General features: G+C 70.2%; 20 protein-coding genes. 15 read left to right on the top strand and 5 right to left on the bottom strand.

Annotated features, from left to right (window positions below):
* Nucleotides 1-180: 180 nt before the first annotated feature.
* Nucleotides 181-774: a chalcone isomerase family protein gene (locus QRD43_RS06240; protein WP_285981632.1), complete on the top strand. Its 594-nt coding sequence runs from the start codon at nucleotides 181-183 to the stop codon at nucleotides 772-774.
* A 79-nt stretch (nucleotides 775-853) separates the two neighbouring features.
* On the opposite strand, the gene QRD43_RS06245 is transcribed toward QRD43_RS06240, so the two are convergent.
* Nucleotides 854-1,597, bottom strand: coding sequence for a TetR/AcrR family transcriptional regulator (locus QRD43_RS06245; RefSeq protein ID WP_285981633.1), 744 nt, complete (start codon nucleotides 1,595-1,597; stop codon nucleotides 854-856).
* A gap of 174 nt (nucleotides 1,598-1,771) precedes the next feature.
* Here QRD43_RS06245 and QRD43_RS06250 point away from each other — a divergent pair, with 174 nt between their 5' ends.
* From QRD43_RS06250 to QRD43_RS06295, 10 genes are all read left to right on the top strand, one after another.
* Entirely contained in the window at nucleotides 1,772-3,379 is a 1,608-nt protein-coding gene (locus tag QRD43_RS06250) for a carboxyl transferase domain-containing protein (protein WP_285981634.1), read from the top strand.
* A 39-nt stretch (nucleotides 3,380-3,418) separates the two neighbouring features.
* On the top strand, nucleotides 3,419-3,673 hold the full coding sequence (locus QRD43_RS06255; RefSeq protein WP_285981635.1) for a type II toxin-antitoxin system VapB family antitoxin: 255 nt from the start codon (nucleotides 3,419-3,421) through the stop codon (nucleotides 3,671-3,673).
* A complete protein-coding gene (vapC, locus tag QRD43_RS06260; protein ID WP_285981636.1) occupies nucleotides 3,660-4,061 on the top strand; it encodes a type II toxin-antitoxin system VapC family toxin in 402 nt (133 codons plus the stop codon). The genes QRD43_RS06255 and vapC overlap by 14 nt, the downstream gene beginning before the upstream one ends.
* 12 nt (nucleotides 4,062-4,073) lie before the next feature.
* Nucleotides 4,074-4,856, top strand: coding sequence for an enoyl-CoA hydratase/isomerase family protein (locus tag QRD43_RS06265; protein WP_285981637.1), 783 nt, complete (start codon nucleotides 4,074-4,076; stop codon nucleotides 4,854-4,856).
* 9 nt (nucleotides 4,857-4,865) lie between these two features.
* On the top strand, nucleotides 4,866-6,278 hold the full coding sequence (locus QRD43_RS06270; RefSeq protein WP_285981638.1) for an aminotransferase class III-fold pyridoxal phosphate-dependent enzyme: 1,413 nt from the start codon (nucleotides 4,866-4,868) through the stop codon (nucleotides 6,276-6,278).
* A complete protein-coding gene (locus tag QRD43_RS06275) occupies nucleotides 6,268-7,497 on the top strand; it encodes an 8-amino-7-oxononanoate synthase (protein WP_285981639.1) in 1,230 nt (409 codons plus the stop codon). The genes QRD43_RS06270 and QRD43_RS06275 overlap by 11 nt, the downstream gene beginning before the upstream one ends.
* Complete coding sequence (gene bioD, locus QRD43_RS06280) at nucleotides 7,494-8,225, top strand: dethiobiotin synthase (protein ID WP_285981640.1); 732 nt, start codon at nucleotides 7,494-7,496, stop codon at nucleotides 8,223-8,225. The genes QRD43_RS06275 and bioD overlap by 4 nt, the downstream gene beginning before the upstream one ends.
* 2 nt (nucleotides 8,226-8,227) lie before the next feature.
* Nucleotides 8,228-9,328: a biotin synthase BioB gene (gene bioB, locus QRD43_RS06285; protein ID WP_285981641.1), complete on the top strand. Its 1,101-nt coding sequence runs from the start codon at nucleotides 8,228-8,230 to the stop codon at nucleotides 9,326-9,328.
* 225 nt (nucleotides 9,329-9,553) lie between these two features.
* Entirely contained in the window at nucleotides 9,554-11,554 is a 2,001-nt protein-coding gene (locus tag QRD43_RS06290; RefSeq protein ID WP_285981642.1) for an acetyl-CoA carboxylase biotin carboxylase subunit, read from the top strand.
* A gap of 19 nt (nucleotides 11,555-11,573) precedes the next feature.
* A complete protein-coding gene (locus QRD43_RS06295) occupies nucleotides 11,574-12,485 on the top strand; it encodes a hydroxymethylglutaryl-CoA lyase (protein WP_285981643.1) in 912 nt (303 codons plus the stop codon).
* 490 nt (nucleotides 12,486-12,975) lie between these two features.
* Here the strand turns inward: QRD43_RS06295 and QRD43_RS06300 are convergent, their stop codons facing one another.
* On the bottom strand, nucleotides 12,976-13,929 hold the full coding sequence (locus QRD43_RS06300) for a hypothetical protein (RefSeq protein ID WP_285981644.1): 954 nt from the start codon (nucleotides 13,927-13,929) through the stop codon (nucleotides 12,976-12,978).
* Nucleotides 13,930-14,036: 107 nt separating this feature from the next.
* Nucleotides 14,037-14,486 (bottom strand): VOC family protein, encoded by a 450-nt coding sequence (locus tag QRD43_RS06305; protein ID WP_285981645.1) that lies wholly within the window; start codon nucleotides 14,484-14,486, stop codon nucleotides 14,037-14,039.
* A gap of 172 nt (nucleotides 14,487-14,658) precedes the next feature.
* Between QRD43_RS06305 and QRD43_RS06310 the strand changes: the two genes are divergently transcribed.
* From QRD43_RS06310 to QRD43_RS06325, 4 genes are all read left to right on the top strand, one after another.
* A complete protein-coding gene (locus tag QRD43_RS06310; protein ID WP_285981646.1) occupies nucleotides 14,659-16,170 on the top strand; it encodes a C25 family cysteine peptidase in 1,512 nt (503 codons plus the stop codon).
* 15 nt (nucleotides 16,171-16,185) lie between these two features.
* Nucleotides 16,186-16,431 carry a hypothetical protein gene (locus QRD43_RS06315; protein ID WP_285981647.1) on the top strand — a complete coding sequence of 82 codons (246 nt, stop codon included), beginning with the start codon at nucleotides 16,186-16,188 and terminating at the stop codon, nucleotides 16,429-16,431.
* Between the two features lie 145 nt (nucleotides 16,432-16,576).
* Nucleotides 16,577-17,692 carry an alanine dehydrogenase gene (gene ald / locus QRD43_RS06320; protein WP_285981648.1) on the top strand — a complete coding sequence of 372 codons (1,116 nt, stop codon included), beginning with the start codon at nucleotides 16,577-16,579 and terminating at the stop codon, nucleotides 17,690-17,692.
* A gap of 414 nt (nucleotides 17,693-18,106) precedes the next feature.
* Entirely contained in the window at nucleotides 18,107-19,396 is a 1,290-nt protein-coding gene (locus QRD43_RS06325; RefSeq protein ID WP_285981649.1) for a GNAT family N-acetyltransferase, read from the top strand.
* Nucleotides 19,397-19,450: 54 nt separating this feature from the next.
* Here QRD43_RS06325 and QRD43_RS06330 read toward each other — a convergent pair whose 3' ends face one another.
* Together QRD43_RS06330 and QRD43_RS06335 are read right to left on the bottom strand one after the other, a co-directional pair.
* Nucleotides 19,451-20,752 carry a cytochrome-c peroxidase gene (locus tag QRD43_RS06330; RefSeq protein ID WP_285981650.1) on the bottom strand — a complete coding sequence of 434 codons (1,302 nt, stop codon included), beginning with the start codon at nucleotides 20,750-20,752 and terminating at the stop codon, nucleotides 19,451-19,453.
* A gap of 29 nt (nucleotides 20,753-20,781) precedes the next feature.
* Nucleotides 20,782-21,273 (bottom strand): hypothetical protein, encoded by a 492-nt coding sequence (locus QRD43_RS06335; protein ID WP_285981651.1) that lies wholly within the window; start codon nucleotides 21,271-21,273, stop codon nucleotides 20,782-20,784.
* Between the last annotated feature and the right edge of the window lie 103 nt (nucleotides 21,274-21,376).

The raw sequence follows: 21,376 nt of genomic DNA on the forward strand, positions 1-21,376 counted from the left end.
GCGGATGCTGCCAGTGTTGGCGTGAAATGCACAGCAATCCAGCTAGAGGCGCCTGTCGAATCGGTGCAAGCTGCGTAATCTTGCCGGACTGCGCTGCTGCGTCGGCGAGCGCACTTCTCTATGATCCGCCCCCTGGCAGTACCGTCGTGATGTGGCGCTGCCGCATGTCAAGGAGACAAGATGCTGCGATTCCTGCGACCCCTCGCGATGGGCCTGCTCGTGCTGGCCGGCTCGGCACAGGCCACGGACGTCAAGTTCGAGGGCTTCGATTTTCCGACCACGGCCGCCGTGGGCAACCAGAACCTCGTCCTGAACGGCATTGCGGCCTCGAGCATTCTCTCGACCCGCTCCACCGTCGTGGCCTTCTACCTGCCCAGCAAGCAGACGACCATGGAAGGCGCCACGGGCATCAAGGGCCCCAAGCGCATCCAGTTCTACATGCTGCGCGCCGTGTCCGCCAAGGACCTGGCCAATGCGATGCTGGACCGCATCCGTCAGAACGTGACGACCGAGGAGTTCTCGGCCAACGTCATCGCCACCTCGCAGCTCGGTGCCGTCTTCGGCCAGCGCAGCAAGGTCAACAAGGGCGATCTGGTGGTGATCGACTACAACCCCGTCGAGAAGAACACCGAGTTCTCGCTCAACGGCAAGCGCCTGGGCGACCCGATCGCGGGCGAGGCTTTCTTCCCGATGATGATGAAGGTGTGGATCGGCCCGAAGGTGCGCGACTCCACGCGGGACGGCCTGCTGGGGCTGGTCAAGCTCGAAGGCTGAGCGCTCTTTCGCTCACCGGCACGCCCCGCGACGACGGGGCGTTTTTCATGGCGCGCGCCCGTCGTGGGCCGGGGTGCGGTCAGGCCTGGCCCAGCGCCTGCTGCAGCGTCGCCTTCAGGGCGCGCAGGCGCAGCAGCTCCGCCTCCGGCGCCTGCAGGGCGGGCCACAGCAGGGCGACGAGGTCGCGGGCGCTCTGGTCGACGTTGATCTGCCGGCCCGCGATGATCACCTCCCACAGCATGTGCTCCATCGGCCCGAAGACCAGCGAGCGCAGCATGCGCAGCGGAATGTCCTGCCGCACCTGCCCCAGCTGCTGCCCGCGCGACAGCAGCTCCATCAGCGGCGCGGTGTAGCGGCGCTGCAGCTCGATGAAGGCCTCGCCGAACTCCGCGGAGCTGCCGCTCCCGCCGGTGATGTCGGCCTCGCGCTTGCGGCCTTCCGAGAGCACCAGCTCGCACAGCCCGGTGCCCTGGATCAGGAACAGCCGCAGGTGCGTGTGCACCACGAACTCCAGCTGCTCCCGGATCGGCGCCTCGCGGGGCAGGCCCTGCTCGATGGCGTCGATGATCTCGTCGTACCAGTCGGCGATCACGCGCATGCACAGCTCGCGCTTGCCGCGGAAATAGGTGAACACCGTCGCCTCCGAGATGCCCAGGCGCTTGGCAATCTCGGTGGTGGTGGCCCGCTCGTAGCCCTTGGCGGCGAAGACCTCGCGGCCCACGCGCAGGAGGTCCCGCACGCGCTGCTCCGCCTTGGCGCCCGCTGGCGCACGGCGCTGCAGAGCGGGAGGCATGACGGCGGGCGGGTCGGCGGGCAGGCTCATGCGGGCCATTCTCCCTGAAATTCTGAGTCAAGCTCAAGTCTTGCTTGCTGGGGTGTTGCCGCATGTCGTATCCTCACGGATTCGCGAGCCCGGCGAACACGATTCAATGGGTTTCACATGATGAATTGAGCTTGACTCAGATCAGGCTCCGCACCCCGCCCGCCAGGAGACACCATGTCCGTGCTGCACAGCAAGCTCAACGCGCGCTCCGCCGACTTCAAGGCCAATGCCGAGGCCATGCAGGCCCTGATCGCCGACCTCAACGCCCGTCTGGCCAAGATCGCCGAGGGCGGCGGCGAGGCGGCCCGTGCCAAGCACACGGCCCGCGGCAAGCTGCTGCCGCGCGACCGCGTCGAGATGCTGCTGGACCCCGGCACGCCCTTCCTGGAGATCGCGCCGCTGGCGGGCCTCGGCATGTACGACAACGCCGCGCCGGGCGGCGGCATGATTGCCGGCATCGGTCGCGTCAATGGCGTGGAGTGCGTGATCGTCTGCAACGACGCCACGGTCAAGGGCGGCACCTACTACCCGGTCACCGTCAAGAAGCACCTGCGCGCCCAGGAGATCGCCGACCAGAACAACCTGCCCTGCGTCTACCTCGTGGACTCCGGCGGCGCCAACCTGCCCAACCAGGACGAGGTCTTCCCGGACCGCGACCACTTCGGCCGCATCTTCTACAACCAGGCCAACCTCTCCGCCAAGGGCATCCCGCAGATCGCCGTGGTGATGGGCTCCTGCACCGCCGGCGGCGCCTATGTGCCCGCTATGAGCGACGAGACCATCATCGTCAAGAACCAGGGCACCATCTTCCTGGGCGGCCCGCCCCTGGTGAAGGCCGCCACCGGCGAGGTGGTGAGCGCCGAGGACCTGGGCGGCGGTGACGTCCACACCCGCCTCTCCGGCGTGGCCGACCACCTGGCCGAGAACGACACCCATGCCCTGGCCCTGGCCCGCAACGTGGTCGCCAGCCTGAACCGCACCAAGCCCCAGTCGCTGCGCCTGCAGCCGCCCGTGGCCCCGCTGTTCGACCCGGCCGAGCTGCACGGCGTGATCCCCACCGACACCCGCAAGCCCTTCGACGTGCGCGAGGTCATCGCCCGCGTCGTGGACGGCTCGGCCTTCGACGAGTTCAAGGCCCGCTACGGCAACACCCTGGTGTGCGGCTTCGCCCACATCGAGGGCATGCCCGTGGGCATCGTGGCCAACAACGGCATCCTCTTCGCCGAAAGCGCCAACAAGGGCGCCCACTTCATCGAGCTGTGCTGCCAGCGCAAGATCCCGCTGGTGTTCCTGCAGAACATCACGGGCTTCATGGTGGGCCGCAAGTACGAGAACGAGGGCATCGCCCGCGCCGGCGCCAAGATGGTGACCGCCGTGGCCTGCGCCAACGTGCCGAAGTTCACCGTGATCATCGGCGGGTCCTTTGGCGCCGGGAACTACGGCATGTGCGGTCGCGCCTACAGCCCGCGCTTCCTGTGGATGTGGCCCAACGCCCGCATTTCGGTGATGGGCGGGGAGCAGGCGGCGAGCGTGCTGGCCACCGTCAAGCGCGACGGCATCGAGGCCAAGGGGGGGCAGTGGAGCGCGGCGGAGGAGGAGGCCTTCAAGGCGCCCATCCGTCAGCAGTACGAGGACCAGGGCCATCCCTACTACGCGAGCGCCCGCCTCTGGGACGACGGCGTGATCGATCCGGCCGACACCCGCCGCGTGCTGGCACTGGGCCTGTCGGCCGCGCTGAATGCCCCCATCCCGGACGCCAAGTTCGGCGTTTTCCGCATGTGATGCATACAATGTGCGTTCCGTCTGCAAAACGTACACATCATGCGCACCAATATCGAGATCGATGACGAGCTGATGGCCAAAGCCCTGCAGGCCGGCCCCTTCAAGACCAAGAAGGAAGCGGTCGAGGCGGGGCTGAAGCTGCTGGCGCGCCAGGCGGCCTACCGCGAGCTGCTCAAGTGGCGCGGCAAGCTCAAGTGGGAGGGCGGTGATGACGTCGACTGGACGGCTGCGCCCGCGTCCGCGCCCCTGTCCGTCCAGGAACCGGCTCCGGGGGAGCGCCGTGCTCGTCGTTGATTCCAGCGTCTGGATCGACTTCTTCTCGGGGGCCTCGCACCCGGCCGTCGATCAGCTGGCCGCGCTGCTGGAGCAGGGCGAGCTGCGCCTCGTGGTGCCGGACCTGGTGCTGTTCGAGGTCCTGCGCGGGTTCCGCCATCCGCGCGAACTGCGCCAGGCCACGCTGCTGATGCAGAGCCTGGCCGTCGAGACCACGGGCGGCGAGGCGCTGGCCATGGCCGCTGTCGACCATTACCGCCATCTGCGCGCCCAGGGCTACACGGTGCGCAGCCCCATCGACGTCCTGCTGGCCACCTTCTGCATCGAGAACGACTACGCCCTGCTGCACAAGGACCGCGACTTCGACGCCCTGGAGGTCCACCGTGGCCTCAAGGTCTGGAAGCACTGAGAAGAGAACCCCATGACGAGCACGCTCAAGATCGAACGCGAAGGCCATGTGGCCCGCGTCACCCTCAATCGCCCCGATGTCCGCAACGCCTTCAACGAGGGGGTCATCGCCGAACTGACCGAGACCTTCGCCGCGCTGGGGCAAGACCTGACCCTGCGCGCCATCGTGCTCGCGGCCGAGGGCAAGGCCTTCTGCGCCGGTGCCGATCTCAACTGGATGAAGGCCATGGCCGGCTACAGCTGGGACGAGAACCACGCCGACGCCAGCCGCCTGGCCGAGATGCTCTGGACCCTCTACAGCTGCCCCGTGCCCGTCATCGCCCGCGTGCAAGGGGACGTCTATGCCGGCGGCGTGGGCCTGGTGTCGGTGTGCGACATGGTGGTGGCGGTGGAGGGCGCGGGCTTCTGCCTGTCCGAGGCCAAGCTGGGCCTGCTGCCGGCCACCATCGGGCCCTATGTCGTGCGCGCGCTGGGCGAGCAGGCCTCGCGCCGCTACTTCGTGACCGCCGAGCGCTTCGGCGCCGCCGAAGCCCACCGCCTGGGCCTGGTGCATGAGCTGGCCACGCCCGAGACGCTCGATGCCAAGGTCCAGGGCCTCGTCGACGCCCTGTGCACCAACGGTCCGGCCGCCGTGCGCGCCTGCAAGCGGCTGGTGCAGGACGTGGCCCACCGCGAGATCACGCCCCAGCTGCGCGACGACACCGCGCGCCGCATCGCCGACATCCGTGCGTCCGCCGAAGGGCGTGAGGGCGTGCAGTCCTTCCTGAACAAGGCCAAGCCCTCGTGGCTCGCGTGACGCCGGACCATGGCTGACGACCGCACCACCGCCGCCTTGCAACGCCGCAGCCTCGACGCGGTGTGGCACCCCTGCACGCAGATGGCGCGCGCCGAGCGCGTGCCGCCGCTGCCCATCGCGCGGGGCGAGGGCCCCTGGCTCTTCGACTTCGACGGCCGCCGCTACTTCGACGCCAACAGCTCCTGGTGGGTCAACCTCTTCGGCCACTCGGATGCCGGAATCAACGCCGCCATCAAGCAGCAGCTCGACACCCTGCCGCATGTGATGCTGGCCGGCTGCACACACGAGCCCGCCATCCGCCTCGGCGAGCGTCTGAGCGCGCGCACCGGTGGTGCGCTGGGCCATGTCTTCTTCGGCAGCGATGGTGCCAGCGCCGTGGAGATCGCGCTGAAGCAGAGCTTCCACAGCTGGCGCAACCTCGGGCAGGCCGGGAAGCGCGAGTTCGTGTGCCTGCGCAACGGCTACCACGGCGAGACCATCGGCGCGCTGGCCGTGACCGACGTCGCCATCTTCCGCGATGCCTACGACCCACTGCTGATGCGCGCCCACATCGTGGAGTCGCCCGACAGCCGCCTGGGCAACGAGGCCGAGGCCCTGGCCGCGCTGCGCACGCTGTTGGCCGAGCGCCATGCCCACATCGCCGCCGTGATCCTGGAGCCGCTCGTGCAGGGCGCGGCCGGCATGGTGATGCACTCGCCGGACTACCTGCGCCAGGTGCGCGCCATGACCCGCGAATTCGGCGTCCACCTCATCGCCGACGAGATCGCCGTGGGCTGCGGGCGGACGGGGCAGTTCTTTGCCTGGCAGCACACGCTGCTTGATGGCGACCTCGCCAGCGCCGCGCCGCCCCAAGCTGGCGAAGCCCCTGTGGGGGGCAGCTCGCCTGCCGGCGAGCGTGGGGGCCCACCATCCCCGTGGCCCGATTTCATCCTGCTGTCCAAGGGCATCACCGCCGGCACGCTGCCCTTGTCGCTCGTGCTCACGACCGACGCCGTCTACCGCGCCTTCTGGTCCGAGGACGTCACCCGCGGCTTCCTGCACTCGCACTCGTACACCGGCAACGCCCTGGCCTGCGCCGCCGCCAACGCGGTGCTGGACCGCTTCGATGCCGGGCAGCTCGCGCGCAATGCCGAACAGGCTTCGCAATTGGCCGAGGCCTTCGCCCCGCTGGCGAAGCATGCCCGCGTGGCCCATTTGCGCCAGCAGGGCATGATCCTGGCCTTTGACGTGGTCGACGCCCCCGCGGGCTTCGCGGAGGCCTTCCATCTCGCCGCACGCCGGCATGAGCTGCTGATCCGCCCGATCGGGCGCACGGTCTACGTGATGCCGCCCTACCTGCTGGATGCCAACGTGGCCGCCTGGCTGGCCGCGGCGGTGCGGCGCACCCTGGCCGATCTTTTCCCAGAATCCGATGTTGATTGAGCACCTGCAGTCCAAGCTGCGCGCGATTGAAGCGCAGTCCCTGACCCGTTTCCTGCGCGAGGCGGAAAGCCCGACCGCGCCGCACCAGACCGTGCGCGGCGCCGACGGCCTCCCGCGCGAGCTGCTGATGTTCTGCAGCAATGACTACCTGGGCCTCGCCGCCCATCCGCGCCTCGCGGAAGCCCTGGCCGAGGGCGCGCGGCTCTATGGCGGCGGCAGCGGCGCATCGCCCCTCGTGAGCGGCCATTCCGTCGCGCACCGGCGGGTCACCGACACCCTGGCCGACTGGTTCTCGCCGCACATCCCCAAGGCCCGTGCGCTGGGCTTCTGCACGGGCTACATGGCCAATCTGGCTGTCGTGACGGCGCTGGGTGATGTCGAGACGGAAATCTTCTCCGAGACGCTCAACCACGCCTCGCTGATCGACGGCTCGCGCCTCGCCCGCGCGAGGACCACGCGCTACGGCCACGCCGACGTCGCGGGCCTGCGCACGCTGCTGGCAGCGAGCACGGCCAAGGTCAAGCTCATCGTCACCGACGCCGTCTTCAGCATGGACGGCGACATCGCGCCGCTGCCCGCGCTGCTCGCCCTGGCCGAGGAATTCGACGCCTGGCTGATCGTTGACGATGCCCATGGCTTCGGTGTGCTGGGCCGCAAGGGGCGGGGCTCGCTGGAGCACTTCGACCTCTGCAGCGAACGCCTGATCCTCGTGGGCACGCTGGGCAAGGCCGCGGGCCTGGCCGGCGCCTTCGTCGTCGCGCACGAGACCATCACCGAGTACCTGCTGCAGGCGGCGCGCAACTACATCTTCTCGACGGCCTCGCCGCCGGCCGTGGAGCACGCGCTGCTCACGAGCTTCGACCTGATCGAGAGCGAGGTCGGCCAGCAGCGGCGCGAGCACCTGAAGGCGCTGCAGCTGCAGCTCGCGCAGGGCATCAAGGCGATCCTCAAGCGCCACCGCGGCCTGCCCTGGCGCCTGGCGCCCAGCGAAACGCCGGTGCGCCCGCTGATCGTCGGCGGTAACGCCGAGGTCATGCAGCTCGCCGCGCGTCTGGAGCGCGAGGGTCTGCGCGTGCCGGGCATCCGCCCGCCGACCGTCGCCGTGGGCGAGGCGCGCCTGCGCATCACGCTGTGCGCGACCCACACCGTCGCCGATGTGGATCGCCTGCTCGCTGCGCTGGAAACCGCGGCGGCTGACATGGAAAGAGCCGCCGCATGAGCACGCGCCTCCAAGGCCTGTTCGTCACAGGCACCGACACCGAGATCGGCAAGACCTGCATCACCGCCGGCCTGACGCACGCGCTGGCGGAGGCCGGGGCGCGCGTGGCGCCGGTGAAGTCCCTCGCCGCGGGCCAGGTGCAGGACGCCGCCGGCCAGTGGGTCAACGAGGACGTGCTGCAACTCCACGCCGCGCAGCGACTTGGGCTCACGCCGGTGCAGGTCGGCCCGGTGCAGTTCCGCGAACCCTGCGCGCCGCACATCGCCGCGCGGCTGGAGGGGCGGACGCTCGAGCGCGAGCCGCTGCTCGCCGCCATCCGCGCCAGCGCGCAGCTCGGCGAGCTGGCACTGGTCGAGGGGGTGGGCGGCTTCCGCGTCCCGCTCAACGACGCCTACGACACCGCCGACCTCGCCGTGGACCTCGCGCTGCCGGTGCTGCTGGTCGTCGGCCTGCGCCTCGGCTGCATCAACCATGCGCTGCTGACGGCCGAGGCCATCCGCGCCCGCGGCCTGCGCCTGGCGGGATGGGTGGCCAACGTCGCCGACCCGCGCCAGACCCATGTGGCCGACAATGTCGCCGCGCTGACCGCCCATTTCGACCGGATGGGCGCGCCATGCTGGGGCGAGGTGCCCCGTCTCGCCGATCCTTCGCCTGCGGCCGTGGCCGCCCATTTCTCCCTGATGCCTGCCACCTTGCTGCAGGCCGTGCGACAAGTCCAGGAACCCTGACCATGAAGCAGACCACCAACCAAGTCCAGACGCTCACGCCCACCACCGACGCCGAGCGTCGCAACGCCAAGGCCTGGACGGTCAACGAAGTCGCCGAGCTGTTCGAGCTGCCCTTCAATGACCTCCTCTTCCGCGCCCAGCAGGTGCACCGCGAGCACTTCGATGCCAACGCGATCCAGCTCTCCACGCTGCTGTCCATCAAGACCGGCGGCTGCGAGGAGGACTGCGCCTACTGCCCGCAGTCGGCCCACTTCGACACCGGGCTCAAGGCCGAGAAGCTGATCCCGCTGCAGGAAGTGATGGAAGCCGCGCGTGCCGCCAAGGCCAATGGCGCGACGCGCTTCTGCATGGGCGCCGCCTGGCGTTCGCCCAAGGAGCGTCACATCGAGGCCATCGGCGAGATGATCTCCGAGGTCAAGGCGCTGGGCCTGGAGACCTGCCTCACCGCCGGCATGCTGGCGGACGGTCAGGCCGAGAAGCTCAAGGATGCCGGCCTGGACTACTACAACCACAACCTCGACACCTCGCCCGAGTTCTACGGCCAGATCATCACCACCCGCACCTACCAGGATCGCCTGGACACGCTGGACCGCGTGCGTGCACAGGGCCTGAAGGTCTGCTCCGGCGGCATCGTGGGCCTGGGCGAGACGCGCCGCGAGCGTGCGGGCCTGCTGGTCCAGCTGGCCAACCTGAACCCCTACCCGGAGTCCGTGCCCATCAACAACCTGGTGCAGGTCGAGGGCACGCCGCTGTCCGGCACGGCCCAGCTCGATCCCTTCGAGTTCGTGCGCACCATCGCCGTGGCCCGCATCATCATGCCGCGCGCCATGGTCCGCCTCTCGGCTGGCCGCGAGGAGATGCCCGAAAGTCTGCAGGCCCTGTGCTTCCTGGCGGGCGCCAACAGCATGTTCTACGGCGACAAGCTCCTCACCACGTCCAACCCGCAGGCCGAGAAGGACCGCGCGCTGCTGGATCGCCTGGGCATGCACTGCGCCACGGAAGCCGAGCTGTCGGACGGCCATGGCAAGGAAGCCAAGATCCGCCTGAATGCCGTCGAGCCGGCGCCGGTGGGCACGCTGCGCGGCTGCAGCGCAGCGGCTTGACCCACCCGGCGACGCGTCGGGCCTTCGGGCGCGACGCGGACGGCCAGGTCGACCGCAGGCCCGGCCAGGCCGGATCCTCGGGCGCCGCTGAGCACAAGTCAGCGCTTTGCCAGCTGTTCTGCCACTCGAACTGAACCTTTGGATCCAAGAGGCCACCCCGCCCTCCCGATGCCTACCGCGGCTTACCCGCCGCCCTGCTGATCACAAGAAAACGGAGTCACCGCCATGTTCAAGAAGATCCTGATCGCCAATCGCGGCGAAATCGCCTGCCGCGTCGCGGCGACTGCCCGTCGCCTGGGCGTGAAGACGGTGGCGGTCTACTCCGAGGCCGACGCCCGCGCGCGCCATGTGCAGGCCTGCGACGAGGGCGTGCTGATCGGCGGTCCTGCGCCCCGTGACTCCTACCTGCAATGGCAGCGCATCATCGAGGCGGCGAAGGCCACCGGCGCCGAGGCCGTCCATCCGGGCTATGGCTTCCTGTCGGAAAACGAAGACTTTGCCCAGGCCTGCGCGGCCGCCGGCCTCGTGTTCATCGGCCCGCCGGCCTCGGCCATCCTGGCCATGGGCCTCAAGGCCGAGTCCAAGCGCCTGATGGAGAAGGCCGGCGTGCCGCTGGTCCCCGGCTACCATGGCGCGGACCAGGACCCGGCCCTGCTGAAGAAGGAAGCCGACCGCATCGGCTATCCCGTGCTGATCAAGGCCAGCGCGGGCGGCGGCGGCAAGGGCATGCGTGCGGTGTATGCGGCCGAGGAGTTCGAGGCCGCGCTGGCTTCCTGCAAGCGCGAGGCCATCAACAGCTTCGGGGATGACGCCGTGCTGATCGAGCGTTATGTGCAGAAGCCGCGCCACATCGAGATCCAGGTCTTCGGCGACACGCAGGGCGACTGCGTCTACCTCTTCGAGCGTGACTGCTCGGTGCAGCGCCGTCACCAGAAGGTGCTGGAGGAGGCCCCGGCGCCCGGCATGACCGAGGCTCGCCGCCGCGAGATGGGCGAGGCGGCCGTGGCCGCGGCCAAGGCGGTGGGCTACGTGGGTGCCGGCACGGTCGAGTTCATCGCCGAGCAGGATGGGCGTTTCTACTTCATGGAGATGAACACCCGCCTGCAGGTGGAGCATCCCGTCACGGAAGCGATCACCGGCCAGGATCTGGTCGAGTGGCAGCTCCGCGTGGCCGCCGGCGAGCCGCTGCCGCTGAAGCAGCACGAGTTGCGCATGCACGGCCATGCCATCGAGGCCCGCATCTGCGCCGAGAACCCGGAAGCCGGCTTCCTGCCCGCCACCGGCCGCCTCGGGGTGGCCCGCTGGCCCGCCCACGTGAAGTTCCAGCGCGGTGACGTCCGCATCGATTCCGGGGTCGACGAGGGCGACGAGATCAGCCCCTTCTACGACTCCATGGTCGCCAAGCTGATTGTCTGGGGCGAGACGCGCGAACAGGCCCTGGCCCGCCTGGACGCCAGCCTGCGCGACACCCACATCGTCGGCCTGCAGACCAACGTCGCCTTCCTGCGCCGCTGTGCGGCCACGGCCTCCTTCGCGGGGGCGGACCTCGACACTGCGCTGATCGAACGCGAGAAGGCCGCCCTGTTCGGCCAGCCCGGCCTGCCCCTGCGCGTGGCCGCTGCGGCGGTCGTCGCGCACACGCTGGCCGAGGAAGCCGCCACGGTGGGCAGCGACCCCTGGAGTCGCCGCGACGGCTGGCGCCTTTTCGGCGCCTCGGCACGCCGCTTCGATCTGGCCGAGGGCGAGGCGCATCACGAGGTGCTGCTGTCCCGCCACCACCAGGGCGGCATGGCACTGACGGTCGCGGGCGAGGCGATGGCCTTTGCCGTGCGTTCCACCGGCACCGAGCAGCACGAGCTGCTGCTGGGCGAGGGCCTGGGCCAGCAGCGCGTGACGGTCCGGACCTACAAGCAGGGCGAGCAGGTGGCGGTGTTCGCCGATGCCGGCTCCGCCTTGATGACCGAGGTCGACGTCATCGCCCACGCCGGTGAAGGGCAGGGCGAGGGGGGCCGCCTGACGGCGCCCATGCCGGGCAAGCTGGTGGCCTTCCTGGCCCAGGCCGGCGATACCGTCACCAAAGGCCAGCCGCTGGCCGTGATGGAGGCCATGAAGATGGAGCACACCATCACCGCACCGCGTGATGGCGTCGTGGCCGAGCTGCTGTTCGCCGTCGGCGATCAGGTGGGGGATGGCGCCGAGCTGCTGAAGCTCAAGGCCGCCGAATAAGTCTGCAAAGGAGTCCTTCATGAGCACCCTGCCTCACCGCGTCACCCTGGTCGATGTGGGCCCACGCGACGGCCTGCAGAACGAGAAGCAGCCCGTCGCCACCGAGCACAAGGCCCGTCTTGTGGCGATGCTGCAGGACGCCGGCCTGAAGAACATCGAGGTCACCAGCTTCGTCAGCCCCAAGTGGGTGCCGCAGATGGGCGACAACACCGCGGTGATGGCTGCCATCGAACGCCGCCCCGGTGTTCGCTACAGCGTGCTGACGCCCAACATGAAAGGGCTGGAGTCGGCCCTGCCGACAAAGCCGGATGAAATCGTCGTCTTCGGCGCGGCCTCCGAAGCCTTCAGCCAGAAGAACATCAACTGCAGCGTGGCCGAGAGCATCGAGCGCTTCGCGCCGGTGGTCGAGGCGGCGCACGCTGCCGGCCTCAAGGTGCGCGGCGCGCTGTCCTGCGCTGTCGGTTGCCCCTACGAAGGGGACATCTCGCCTGACCAGGTCGAGCGCGTGGTCTTGCTGATGAAGGGCATCGGCGTGGATCACCTGGGCGTCGCCGACACCATCGGCGTGGGCACGCCCCGCCGCATCCAGGCCGCCATGGAGCGCGCGCTGAAGCACTACCCGCTGCATGAGGTCAGCGGCCACTTCCACGACACCTACGGCCAGGCGCTGTCCAACATCTACGCCTGCCTGGAGATGGGCATCCATACCTTCGACACCAGCGTCGCGGGTCTGGGCGGCTGCCCCTACGCCAAGGGCGCCACGGGCAATGTGGCCACCGAGGACGTGGTCTTCCTGCTGAATGGCCTGGGCATCGAGACCGGCATCGACCTGGACCGTCTGGTCGATGCCGGTGCCTTCATCTCGGAGCAGCTCGGCCGTCCGCCGGTGTCCCGCGTGGCCCGGGCCTTGCTGGCCAAGCGGCAGGGCTGACGCTCCCCCAGGCGGCTCAGTGCTCCGGCTCAGTGAGCCAGTTCAGCGAGGCGGTTCAGCGAGCCCATCCGGCACATCCGTTCCGCCATCCCATCCCGCAAGCTGCGCTGTGCCGCCGGTTCCTCCGCAGGCCCGCTGCGCGCGTTGCGCGGACGGCGTGCCGGGGCCATGGCACGGCGCCAGCGTCGCCCATGGCCCGAGGTGAGCAACCCTGTCGAAGCGATTGAAGCCGCGAGCCGTGCGAGCCGGGCGGACCATGCGTCTCGGGCGTGGCGTGCGAGGAGGGGGCATGGAGGGCCGGATGGGGCCCAGAGAGCCGGCCCGAGGCGGGCTCGAGTGCGGGCTCGAGTGACCGCTGGCGTGGCCGCTGGAGTGGCAACTGGAGTGGCAACTGGAGTGCGGGGGCCTGTGCAGACCGACAAGTGCAGGCCGACAAGTGCAGGCCGGCAGACGTGGCGCGCGTCGTCGAGCGGCAGAACGAGCGCTGGCCTCAGGCCATGGCCGAGGCCAGCCCCAGCTCCTCCAGGACCCGCTGCCTGAAGCGCTCCGAGCGCTCGTCCCCGGCGCGCTCGCGCAGGTGCTGTGCGGCGACTTCGATCCACAGCAGCAGGCCCTCCTCGTTGTCAATGTGGCGGGCGAGGGCGCGCAGATCGCCATCCTGGCCCGCGAGCATGCGGGCGACGAGATCCAGCGCATAGACCTTCGCGCGCAGCAGGCGACGCGCCTGAGCACCCGCGGCCTCCTGCGCGGCGATGAGTGCCAGCCGTGCCTGCTCGTGTCCCGACGCCGCCAGGGCGCTGGCCTCGGCCCCCGGACTCCCTACCCCAGGCGCAAGCCCCTGTGGCGACACGCCCGCGGCTGGCCTCGGCTCGCCGCTCCGCGCGGCCGGCGTCCCCGCAGATAGGGATGCTGATGCCGACACCGACACCGATGGCGACATCGATGCCGCCGGGGATGGCGCAGGGTCCCGCGCTGCCCGGCTGGCCGCGGACGTCGCGGACGCCGGGGGCTCCGGTGAACGACCCTTGCGCGGGTCCGGCAAGGCCTGCGCCTTCGGGGCAAGCGGTCCCGCGTGAGACGCCGCCCTTGCGCCTGTGCCGGGCGCGGTGGTGAGTGCGGCGTTCGAGGTGCCGGCGGCGCTCGAGGCTTTCGCAGCACTCGCAGCATTCGAGGCACTCGCAGCGCTCGCAGCGCCGGTGCGCCCCTGGGTCACCGTGACTTCGTCGGCGCCGGTCGAGTCAGCCGGCACCGGCGCGATCAGGCCACGGCCATAGAGCGTCTCCACCACCGCCGGGTCGAGCCCGAGGTTGCGAGCCAGCTCGCGCAACTGGGGCAGATCGCGGCGGCCATCCACGGTGATCAACAGCATGCGCTCGCCGGCGGGCAGGTCGCGGCGGGGGCTGCGCAGCAGCTCTCGGGCAAGGTCCGTCTTTTGCAGTTTCATGGGCGCATTCCAAGGGGGTGCCGCAGGCGATCCCGTGAACTGCGGATCGTTCGAGCCCCGCATCTTGCGGCGGGACTTTGATGCCGTCATGACAAGGGCCGTGCCGTTCAGGCGGGATCCCGCACGCGCTCGCAGAACCACCACAGATGGCCGTCGAGATCGAGCGCCCCGTAGCAGCGGTCGGCCCAGTAGCCGGGGCCGTAGTCCTGCACGGCGGGCTCCATCACGATGCGGGCGCCCTCGGCGCGTGCCCGGGCGCAATGGGCCTCGGCGTCGTCCACATAGACCATCAGCGCCTGGGTGTTGGTGCCATCGCAGGCGAGCGGGCTGCGCAAGGGAATGCCGAAGCGCTGCGTGCGGTCGGCACGCCCCTCGCCGACCATGATCAGCCCTTCGCCGTAGCTGAGCTGGCTGTGCAGCACCGTGCCATCGGGGCCGTCCACCTTGAGCTGCACGGTGAAGCCGAAGGCCCGGACGAGCCAGGCGATGGCGGTGTTGGCATCGTTGTAGAAGAGGCTGCTGGCGATGCGGGGCCAGCCTTGGGGAGGCGCTTTCATCGGGGTTCCTTGAGGCTTCTTGCGGGAGTGCGCAGATTAGGCGCGATGCCGTCCACTGTCGTCCCGAGAATGAATGAACTAGGGAGAGGCCCTTGTCCTGGCGCGGGAACGCCCGCAACAATGCGCCGTTTGACGCATTTCAACGCACTTTGAAGCACGGGGAGTTCACTGCATGGACAAGCTGATCCTGCGCCATGGCGCCGCCCTGACGGGCAAGTACGGCAAGGCCGGGTTGGGCCGCATCGACGCGGCGCTCAAGGCGCTCGTGACGGCGGACCGCCGCCGCGGCATCGCCACGCAGGTGCTGAGCGTGGACGACGCGGCGGCCATGAAGCGGCTCGGCCTGGCCGCGGTGCCGCGCTCCGACCCGAAAGCGCTGAAGGCCGCGATCGACGGCCTCGCGACGGCGCTGGCGCCCCACTACTTCCTGCTGCTGGGGGCGCAGGATGTGCTGCCCTTCGTGCCGCTCGTCAATCCGGCCTTCACCGGCGACGACGGGGACTGCGACAAGACGGTCCCCAGCGATCTGCCCTATGCCTGCGAGGCGCCCTACAGCACCGACGCGGCGCGCTTCCAGGGCCCCAGCCGGGTGGTGGGGCGGCTGCCCGACGTGCCGGGCGCGACGACGCCGGACCTGCTGCTGCAGCTCATCCATGCCGCCGCGCGTGCCAAGCCGCTGGATCGCGCCCTGTTCCAGCAAAGCTTCGGTCTCAGCGCCGCCGAGTGGCAGGCCTCCACGCGCCTGAGCCTGAGCAATCTCTTCGGTCAGGCCGATCAGCTGAAGCTGGCGCCGCCGGAAGGCCCGCGCTGGAGCAAGGCCGAGCTCGCGCCGCGCGTGCACTTCATCAACTGCCATGGCGGCGACACCAGCCCCGAGTACCTCGGGCAGCAGGGCGACGACTATCCGGTGGCGCACCGGGCCAGCCACTTGCGCGGCCGTGTCAGTGCGGGCACGGTGATTGCCGCGGAGTGCTGCTATGGCGCGCAGCTCTACGACCCCAACGACGCAGGAGGCCACCTGGGCATCGCCCTGAGCTATCTGGCCGATGGTGCGTGGGGCTTCTTCGGCAGCACCACCATTGCCTACGGCCCGAGCGAGGGCAATGGCTCGGCCGACCTCGTCTGCCAGTACTTCCTGCAGCGCGTGCTCGCGGGCGCCTCGCTGGGCCGTGCGGCGCTGGAGGCCCGGCAGAAGTTCGCGGGTGAGCGCACGCACCTGGATCCCGTGGACCTCAAGACCCTGGCGCAGTTCTACCTGCTGGGCGATCCGTCCGTGCAGCCCGTGGGCTTCATCGGCCATGCCCTCACGAAGACGAAGGCGTTCAAGACCGCCTTCTCCAAGGTGCAGGACCGCGGCGTGCGTGGCCTGCGACGCGAACGCCTGGAGCGCGAGGGCCTGAACCTCGGCCGTTCGCTGCCGCTGCTGCGGCCCAGCGAGCAAGCCGCCGCCGCGCCGGTCGAGAAGGTGCTGCGCTCGATGGCGAAGGAGAGTGGCCTCGACCTCAAGGCCGCGCAGCGACGCAGCTACGTCCTGCAGGCCAGCCGGCTTGGGCCGAAGATCCCGCCGCGCAGCATTCACGTGCTGAAGGGCCGCAAGCTCAACGGCCAGCTGGTGACGCTGGTGGCCACCGAGCAGGATGGCGAGCTGCTGCACGTGCGCCGCCTGCATGCCCGCGGGGCCTGAACGGCGGGCGCCGGCATGGGCCATCCTGTCAAGACCTGGACCGGCGTGATCGAGCGCCGCCACCTTGCCGCGGGCAGCAAGAGCGAACGGCAGGGCCTGGTGCTTCGCCTGGATGGGGGGCAGGTCTTGCCTGTGCGCCGTCTGGGCGGGAACGACTTCCGCGATGAGGTGCTGGAGGCCCTGCTCGGCCAGCGGCTCACCGTCCAGGCGCGCCAGCTGGACAGCGGCGTGCTGCAGATCGAGTCCTTTGCCTGCGGCTGAGTGCGCAGGGCCATGCTGCGCTGCGCCATAAGCGCGGCTAATAGGGGCCGAGATCCGTGAATGGCGCTTGCGGGGGGCCGGGCGGCGGTCGTACAACCCATGGCTTCAGAACCACGGCTCACGGGCCAAAACAAGGAGACAAGCCATGCAGATCGGATGCCCGAAGGAAATCAAGAACCATGAGTACCGCGTCGGCCTGACGCCGGCCAGCGTGCGCGAGCTGACCAGCCGAGGTCACCGCGTGCTGGTGCAGACGCAGGCCGGCGCCGCCATCGGGCTGAGCGATGAGCAGTACGTCGCCGCCGGCGCCCAGATCGCGCCGGACGCCGCGACGGTCTTCGCCCAGAGCGACATGATCGTCAAGGTCAAGGAACCGCAGCCGCAGGAATGCGCGATGCTGCGCGAAGGCCAGATCCTCTACACCTACCTGCACCTGGCGCCGGATCCCGAGCAGACCGCGGCCCTGGTCAAGAGCGGCGCCATCTGCATCGCCTACGAGACCATCACCGGCCCGGGCGGCGGCCTGCCGCTGCTGGCCCCGATGAGCGAAGTGGCCGGCCGCATGTCCATCCAGGCGGGGGCGGCCCATCTCGAGAAGAGCAAGGGCGGCATGGGCGTGCTGCTGGGCGGCGTGCCCGGCGTGGCGCCCGCGCAGGTCACCATCATCGGCGCCGGCGTGGTCGGCACGCATGCGCTGCAGATGGCCGTGGGCCTGGGCGCCCGTGTCACGGTGCTCGACAAGAGTGTGGACCGCCTGCGCCAGCTGGACCTGGTTTTCGGCAATCGCATCACCACGCTGTACTCCAATGCCCAGAGCGTCGAGGAGTCCGTGCTGGCCGCCGATCTCGTCATCGGTGGCGTGCTGATCCCCGGTGCCGCGGCGCCGAAGCTGGTGACGCGCGACATGGTCTCGCGCATGAAGAAGGGCGCGGTCGTGGTGGACGTCGCCATCGACCAGGGCGGCTGCTTCGAGACCTCGCACGCCACGACGCACGCCGAACCCACCTTCCTGGTGGACGGCGTGGTGCACTACTGCGTCGCCAACATGCCGGGGGCCGTGGCCCGCACCTCCACCTTTGCCCTGAACAACGCCACCATCGGCCATGCCGTGGCGCTGGCGGACAAGGGCTGGCGCCAGGCCCTCAAGGACAACGCCCACCTCAAGGCCGGCCTGAACGTGGCGCAGGGCCGGGTGACGTATGAGGCCGTGGCCCGCGACCTGGGCTACGACTACCTGGCCGCGGATGCCCTGCTGCCCTGAGCAGCTTGTCTTTCCTTGCGCAAAGCCGGGTTCGCCCGGCTTTTCTCATGGCGCCGGCGGCCGCCCTCGGCAGGACCCCGATGAACAGGCGCCGGAGCCGCCGGACGCTGCTTCGGCGCGTTCCGGCATCAAGTGTGCAAGCCTGCACGAATCCCCGTCCCCCTGAATGGAGGGCAAGGGCGTCAGACTGCTCCGAACCCCCCCCGAGGCCGCCTATCATCGCGCCGCTGTTCAGACGTTTCTGATTGTTTCGGAGATGTCTTGACGGTGTCGCCCCTGCAGAACACGAGTTTCCGGCTCATGGACGCGGCGGGGGCGGCCTGGTCAATCAGGGGAGTCGCCGCTCGATCGAACGGGATCGGCGGGCGTGCAGAAGAGTCAACGGGTATGGCAAGGGTGCTGAAACAGGTCGACATGTCATGGGCGAAAGCCGGCACCTCGGTGTGCCGAGCGGACGCGCCTGCGCAGGCCGTGCCAGCGCCGTCCGGGCGGCGCCAGCCGGCGTCGGGCGAGGTCCTGGGGCTGCAGCGTCATCGCGTGCAGTGGGAGACCGACCGCGAGCTGGATCCGGCCTTCATCGAGGAGTGGCAGGCGCTGCTGGCCCACAGCCACGGCCCCGAGCCCATCTACCAGTCCCCCGCCTTCATCCAGTACATCCGGGCGACCAGCCAGGATCCCATGGAGGTGGAGATCCTCACCGTCCGGGATGCCGCCGATGGCCGTCTGCTGGCGCTGACGCCGATCCGCTACCGCGATCTCGCCATGGGGCTGCAGGTGCGGCACTGGCGCCTGAAGCTGGGCGCGCTGCACGTGGGCACGGTCATGGGCAGCGCGGTGCTGGGGGACGAGTCCCCGGCCGTGCTCGAGAGCATGGTGCGCTTTCTCTTCGCAGAGCGCCCTCGCGTGGGGGCGCTGTCCCTGCCGGCGATGTCGCAGGAGGCCAGCACCTGGGCGGGCCTGCAGGCGGTGACCCGCCAGGCGCGAGGTCTGGGGGCCTGCGTGCTGCATGGCTGGCGCGAGTGCCACAAGATTCCGCTGCCGGGCGACTTCAACGCCTACCTGGCGCAGTTCGGCAGCAAGCACCGCTACAACCTCAAGCGTCAGGTCCGGCTGCTGCGCGAGCATGCGCCGCTGGCACTGACGCGCATCGATTCGCCCGAGGGCATGGACGTGCTGATGGCGGCCATCGAGCGCATGGCCACGGCCGAAGTCCGCTCCGTCCTGATCTCTCCCGAGAAGTTCCTGGCGATGGCGCGCCTGGGCCTGCTGCGCTGCTATGTGCTGCAGTCCGACGGTGTGCCGGTCGCCGCGCTGGTGGCCACGCAGTTCGGCTCGACGCTGCACCTGCACAACGTGCTGACCGATCCGGCCATGCTGCGCTTCTCGGTGGGCACGTCCATCCTGTACATGGCCATCGAGGACCTGAGCAGCGAAGGGCGCTTCACGGCCATCGACCTGGGCTACAGCTCGCCTGCGCACAGCCACCAGTCGTCCAACCGCATCGAGAACCGGGGCCACCTGCTGCTGTACCGGTCGAGCCTGCGGACCTGGGCGCTGTGCACGGCCGAGCGCGTCTTCGGCGAATGGCTGGAGCGCGCCAAGGAGTGCCAGCAGGCCGTGAAGGCCTGGCGCGCCCGCCGTGCCGCCGCCGCCCGGGCGGCCAAGGACGCCAAGGACGGCGGCAAGACGACGCCGGACGTCTGAGCGGCGCCTCCGGCGTGACGGGCCCCGTGCCGTTGCCGGGCGGAGCTGCGGCCGTCAGAGCGGGGTCGCGGGCGTCGCGGGCGAGTAGCCGTCGCTGAGCGTCTTCAGGAAGCTGACGATGTCGTTCACGTCCTGCGGGCTGAGCGCCGGCAACTGGCCGGGCCGGCGATCGAAGGGCGCACCCCGGTGCACATTGCCCTGATAGGCCGCCGGCAGGTCGTTGTAGCGCTGCACCTGGCCGTTGACGACGGGATACCAGCGCGCCGGGTCCACGTCGCGTGTCGCGTAGAAGCCCACCACCTCCTCCAGGGTCTGGAAGCGGGCGTTGTGGAAGTAGGGCGCGCTCAGCGCCACATTGCGCAGGCTGGGCACCCGGAAGCGGCCGCATTGGCTCGGCTGCGAGGCGAGGTCCGTGCGCTGCGGGCCGCACAGACCCAGGTCGAAGAAGGCGGGGTTCTGTGTGGCCGCGCTCTGGTTGCGCGGCACCCCCAGCGCGAAATAGGCGTGGTTGGTGAAGAGCGCGCGCGCGCCGGCCGGCGCGTTGGCCGGCGGCGTGGCGCTGTGGCAGGCGGCGCAGTTGCCCCGGCGCGGGTCGGTGAAGGCCGCGAAGCCGCGGGCCTCCTGGGCGGTGAAGGTGGCGCGGCCGTCCTGGACGGCGTCGAACTTGCTGCTGAAGGGCGCGAAGTCCGGGTCCTGCTGCTGGTAGCGGGCGAGGGCCTGCAGACTGGCGTCCAGCAGTTGGGCATCGGTCGCGGCGGCGGTGAGGCCGCTGGCTTGCAGCAGCGCCGGGAAGGCGCTCACCGTGCGCAGGCGTCGCACATAGCTCGGCACATCGGCATTGGCCATCTCGTTCGCGGCGAAGAGCGGTCCGCGGGCCTGTGCGATGCGGTCATTGGCGCGCCCGTCCCAGAACAGGCCGCCGTGCGCCCGGCCCTGCGCGTCGATGCTGAAGGCCGGCGTGCCGTTGAGGTAGCGCAGGCTGGGGCTGCTGCGCAGGCCCTGCTGGTTCATGAGGACACCGCCGACAGGCAGGAAGGTGCCGGCCTTGTCGGCATGGGCCTGGGCCGCGGCATGGCAGCCGGCGCAGGAGAGCTGGCCGCTGGCCGACAGACGGGGCTCGTTGAAGAGCTGCTGGCCCACGCTGGCGAGCGTTGGCGGCGGCGGGCGCACCGCGGTGGCCTGCGTCAGCGCGGCGGTGCTGGCGGCGCTGTCGTTGGTCGCGCTGGCGGTCACGTCCGGCGGGGTGCCGGCGCTGCCCGAGCCGCCCCCGCAGGCGGCCAGCAAGGCGGTGCTCAGCGTCAGCCAGGTCAGCAGGGCGGGACGACGGCGGGCAGAGGGGATGGGGAAGGGGCGCATGGCGGTCTCCTGTCGGGGCGGCGCGGGATTCAGCGGGCGGGGTGCGAGGCGGCGTTCGAAGGAACGCCAGGGCGAGCGCAGTCGGGGAGGCTCTGCGGCTCGTGGCCCGGGGGCTGGGGCGGGCGCTCCGGGCGCGGCGGGCGCATCGCACGCAGGCGCTGGCGCTGCTCGGGCGTCAGAAGCTTGGCCAGCGCGGCTTCATCCGGTGGCTGATGCTGCTCGTGGGCCTGGTGCAGCAGCGCCCCGAGCTGGCGGGCCTGCTCCGCGTTCAGGGACAACGCGTCCTGCAGATGCTGCTGGTGCTGCGCCGGTGACAGCCGCGGCGGCGGTGGCGGTTGCGGTGCCTCCGGGGGCGGACCGCAGCGCCGGGCCGGCGGCTGGGGCGGCGATCCCTGCGGATTCAGCTGCGGGGGCGGGGCGGCCGGCTGGGCTCGCGCCGGCAGCGGGGACGACAGGGCGAGTAGCAGGGGCAGGGCCAGCGAGGCGAGGCGGCGCGAGGGCCGGGAGGCGAAGGTGGGCATGAGCGCTCCTGGAGTGTTGCAAGGCCTCCAGCCTGCGCGTCGATTGGGCAGCGAGCATGGAGAAACTGTGGAGGGCGCCTCCACATTTCGGCGCGGTGGCCCG

This window comes from Roseateles subflavus, from assembly GCF_030285365.1.
In the GTDB taxonomy this organism is placed as follows: Bacteria; Pseudomonadota; Gammaproteobacteria; order Burkholderiales; family Burkholderiaceae_C; genus Roseateles_B; species Roseateles_B subflavus.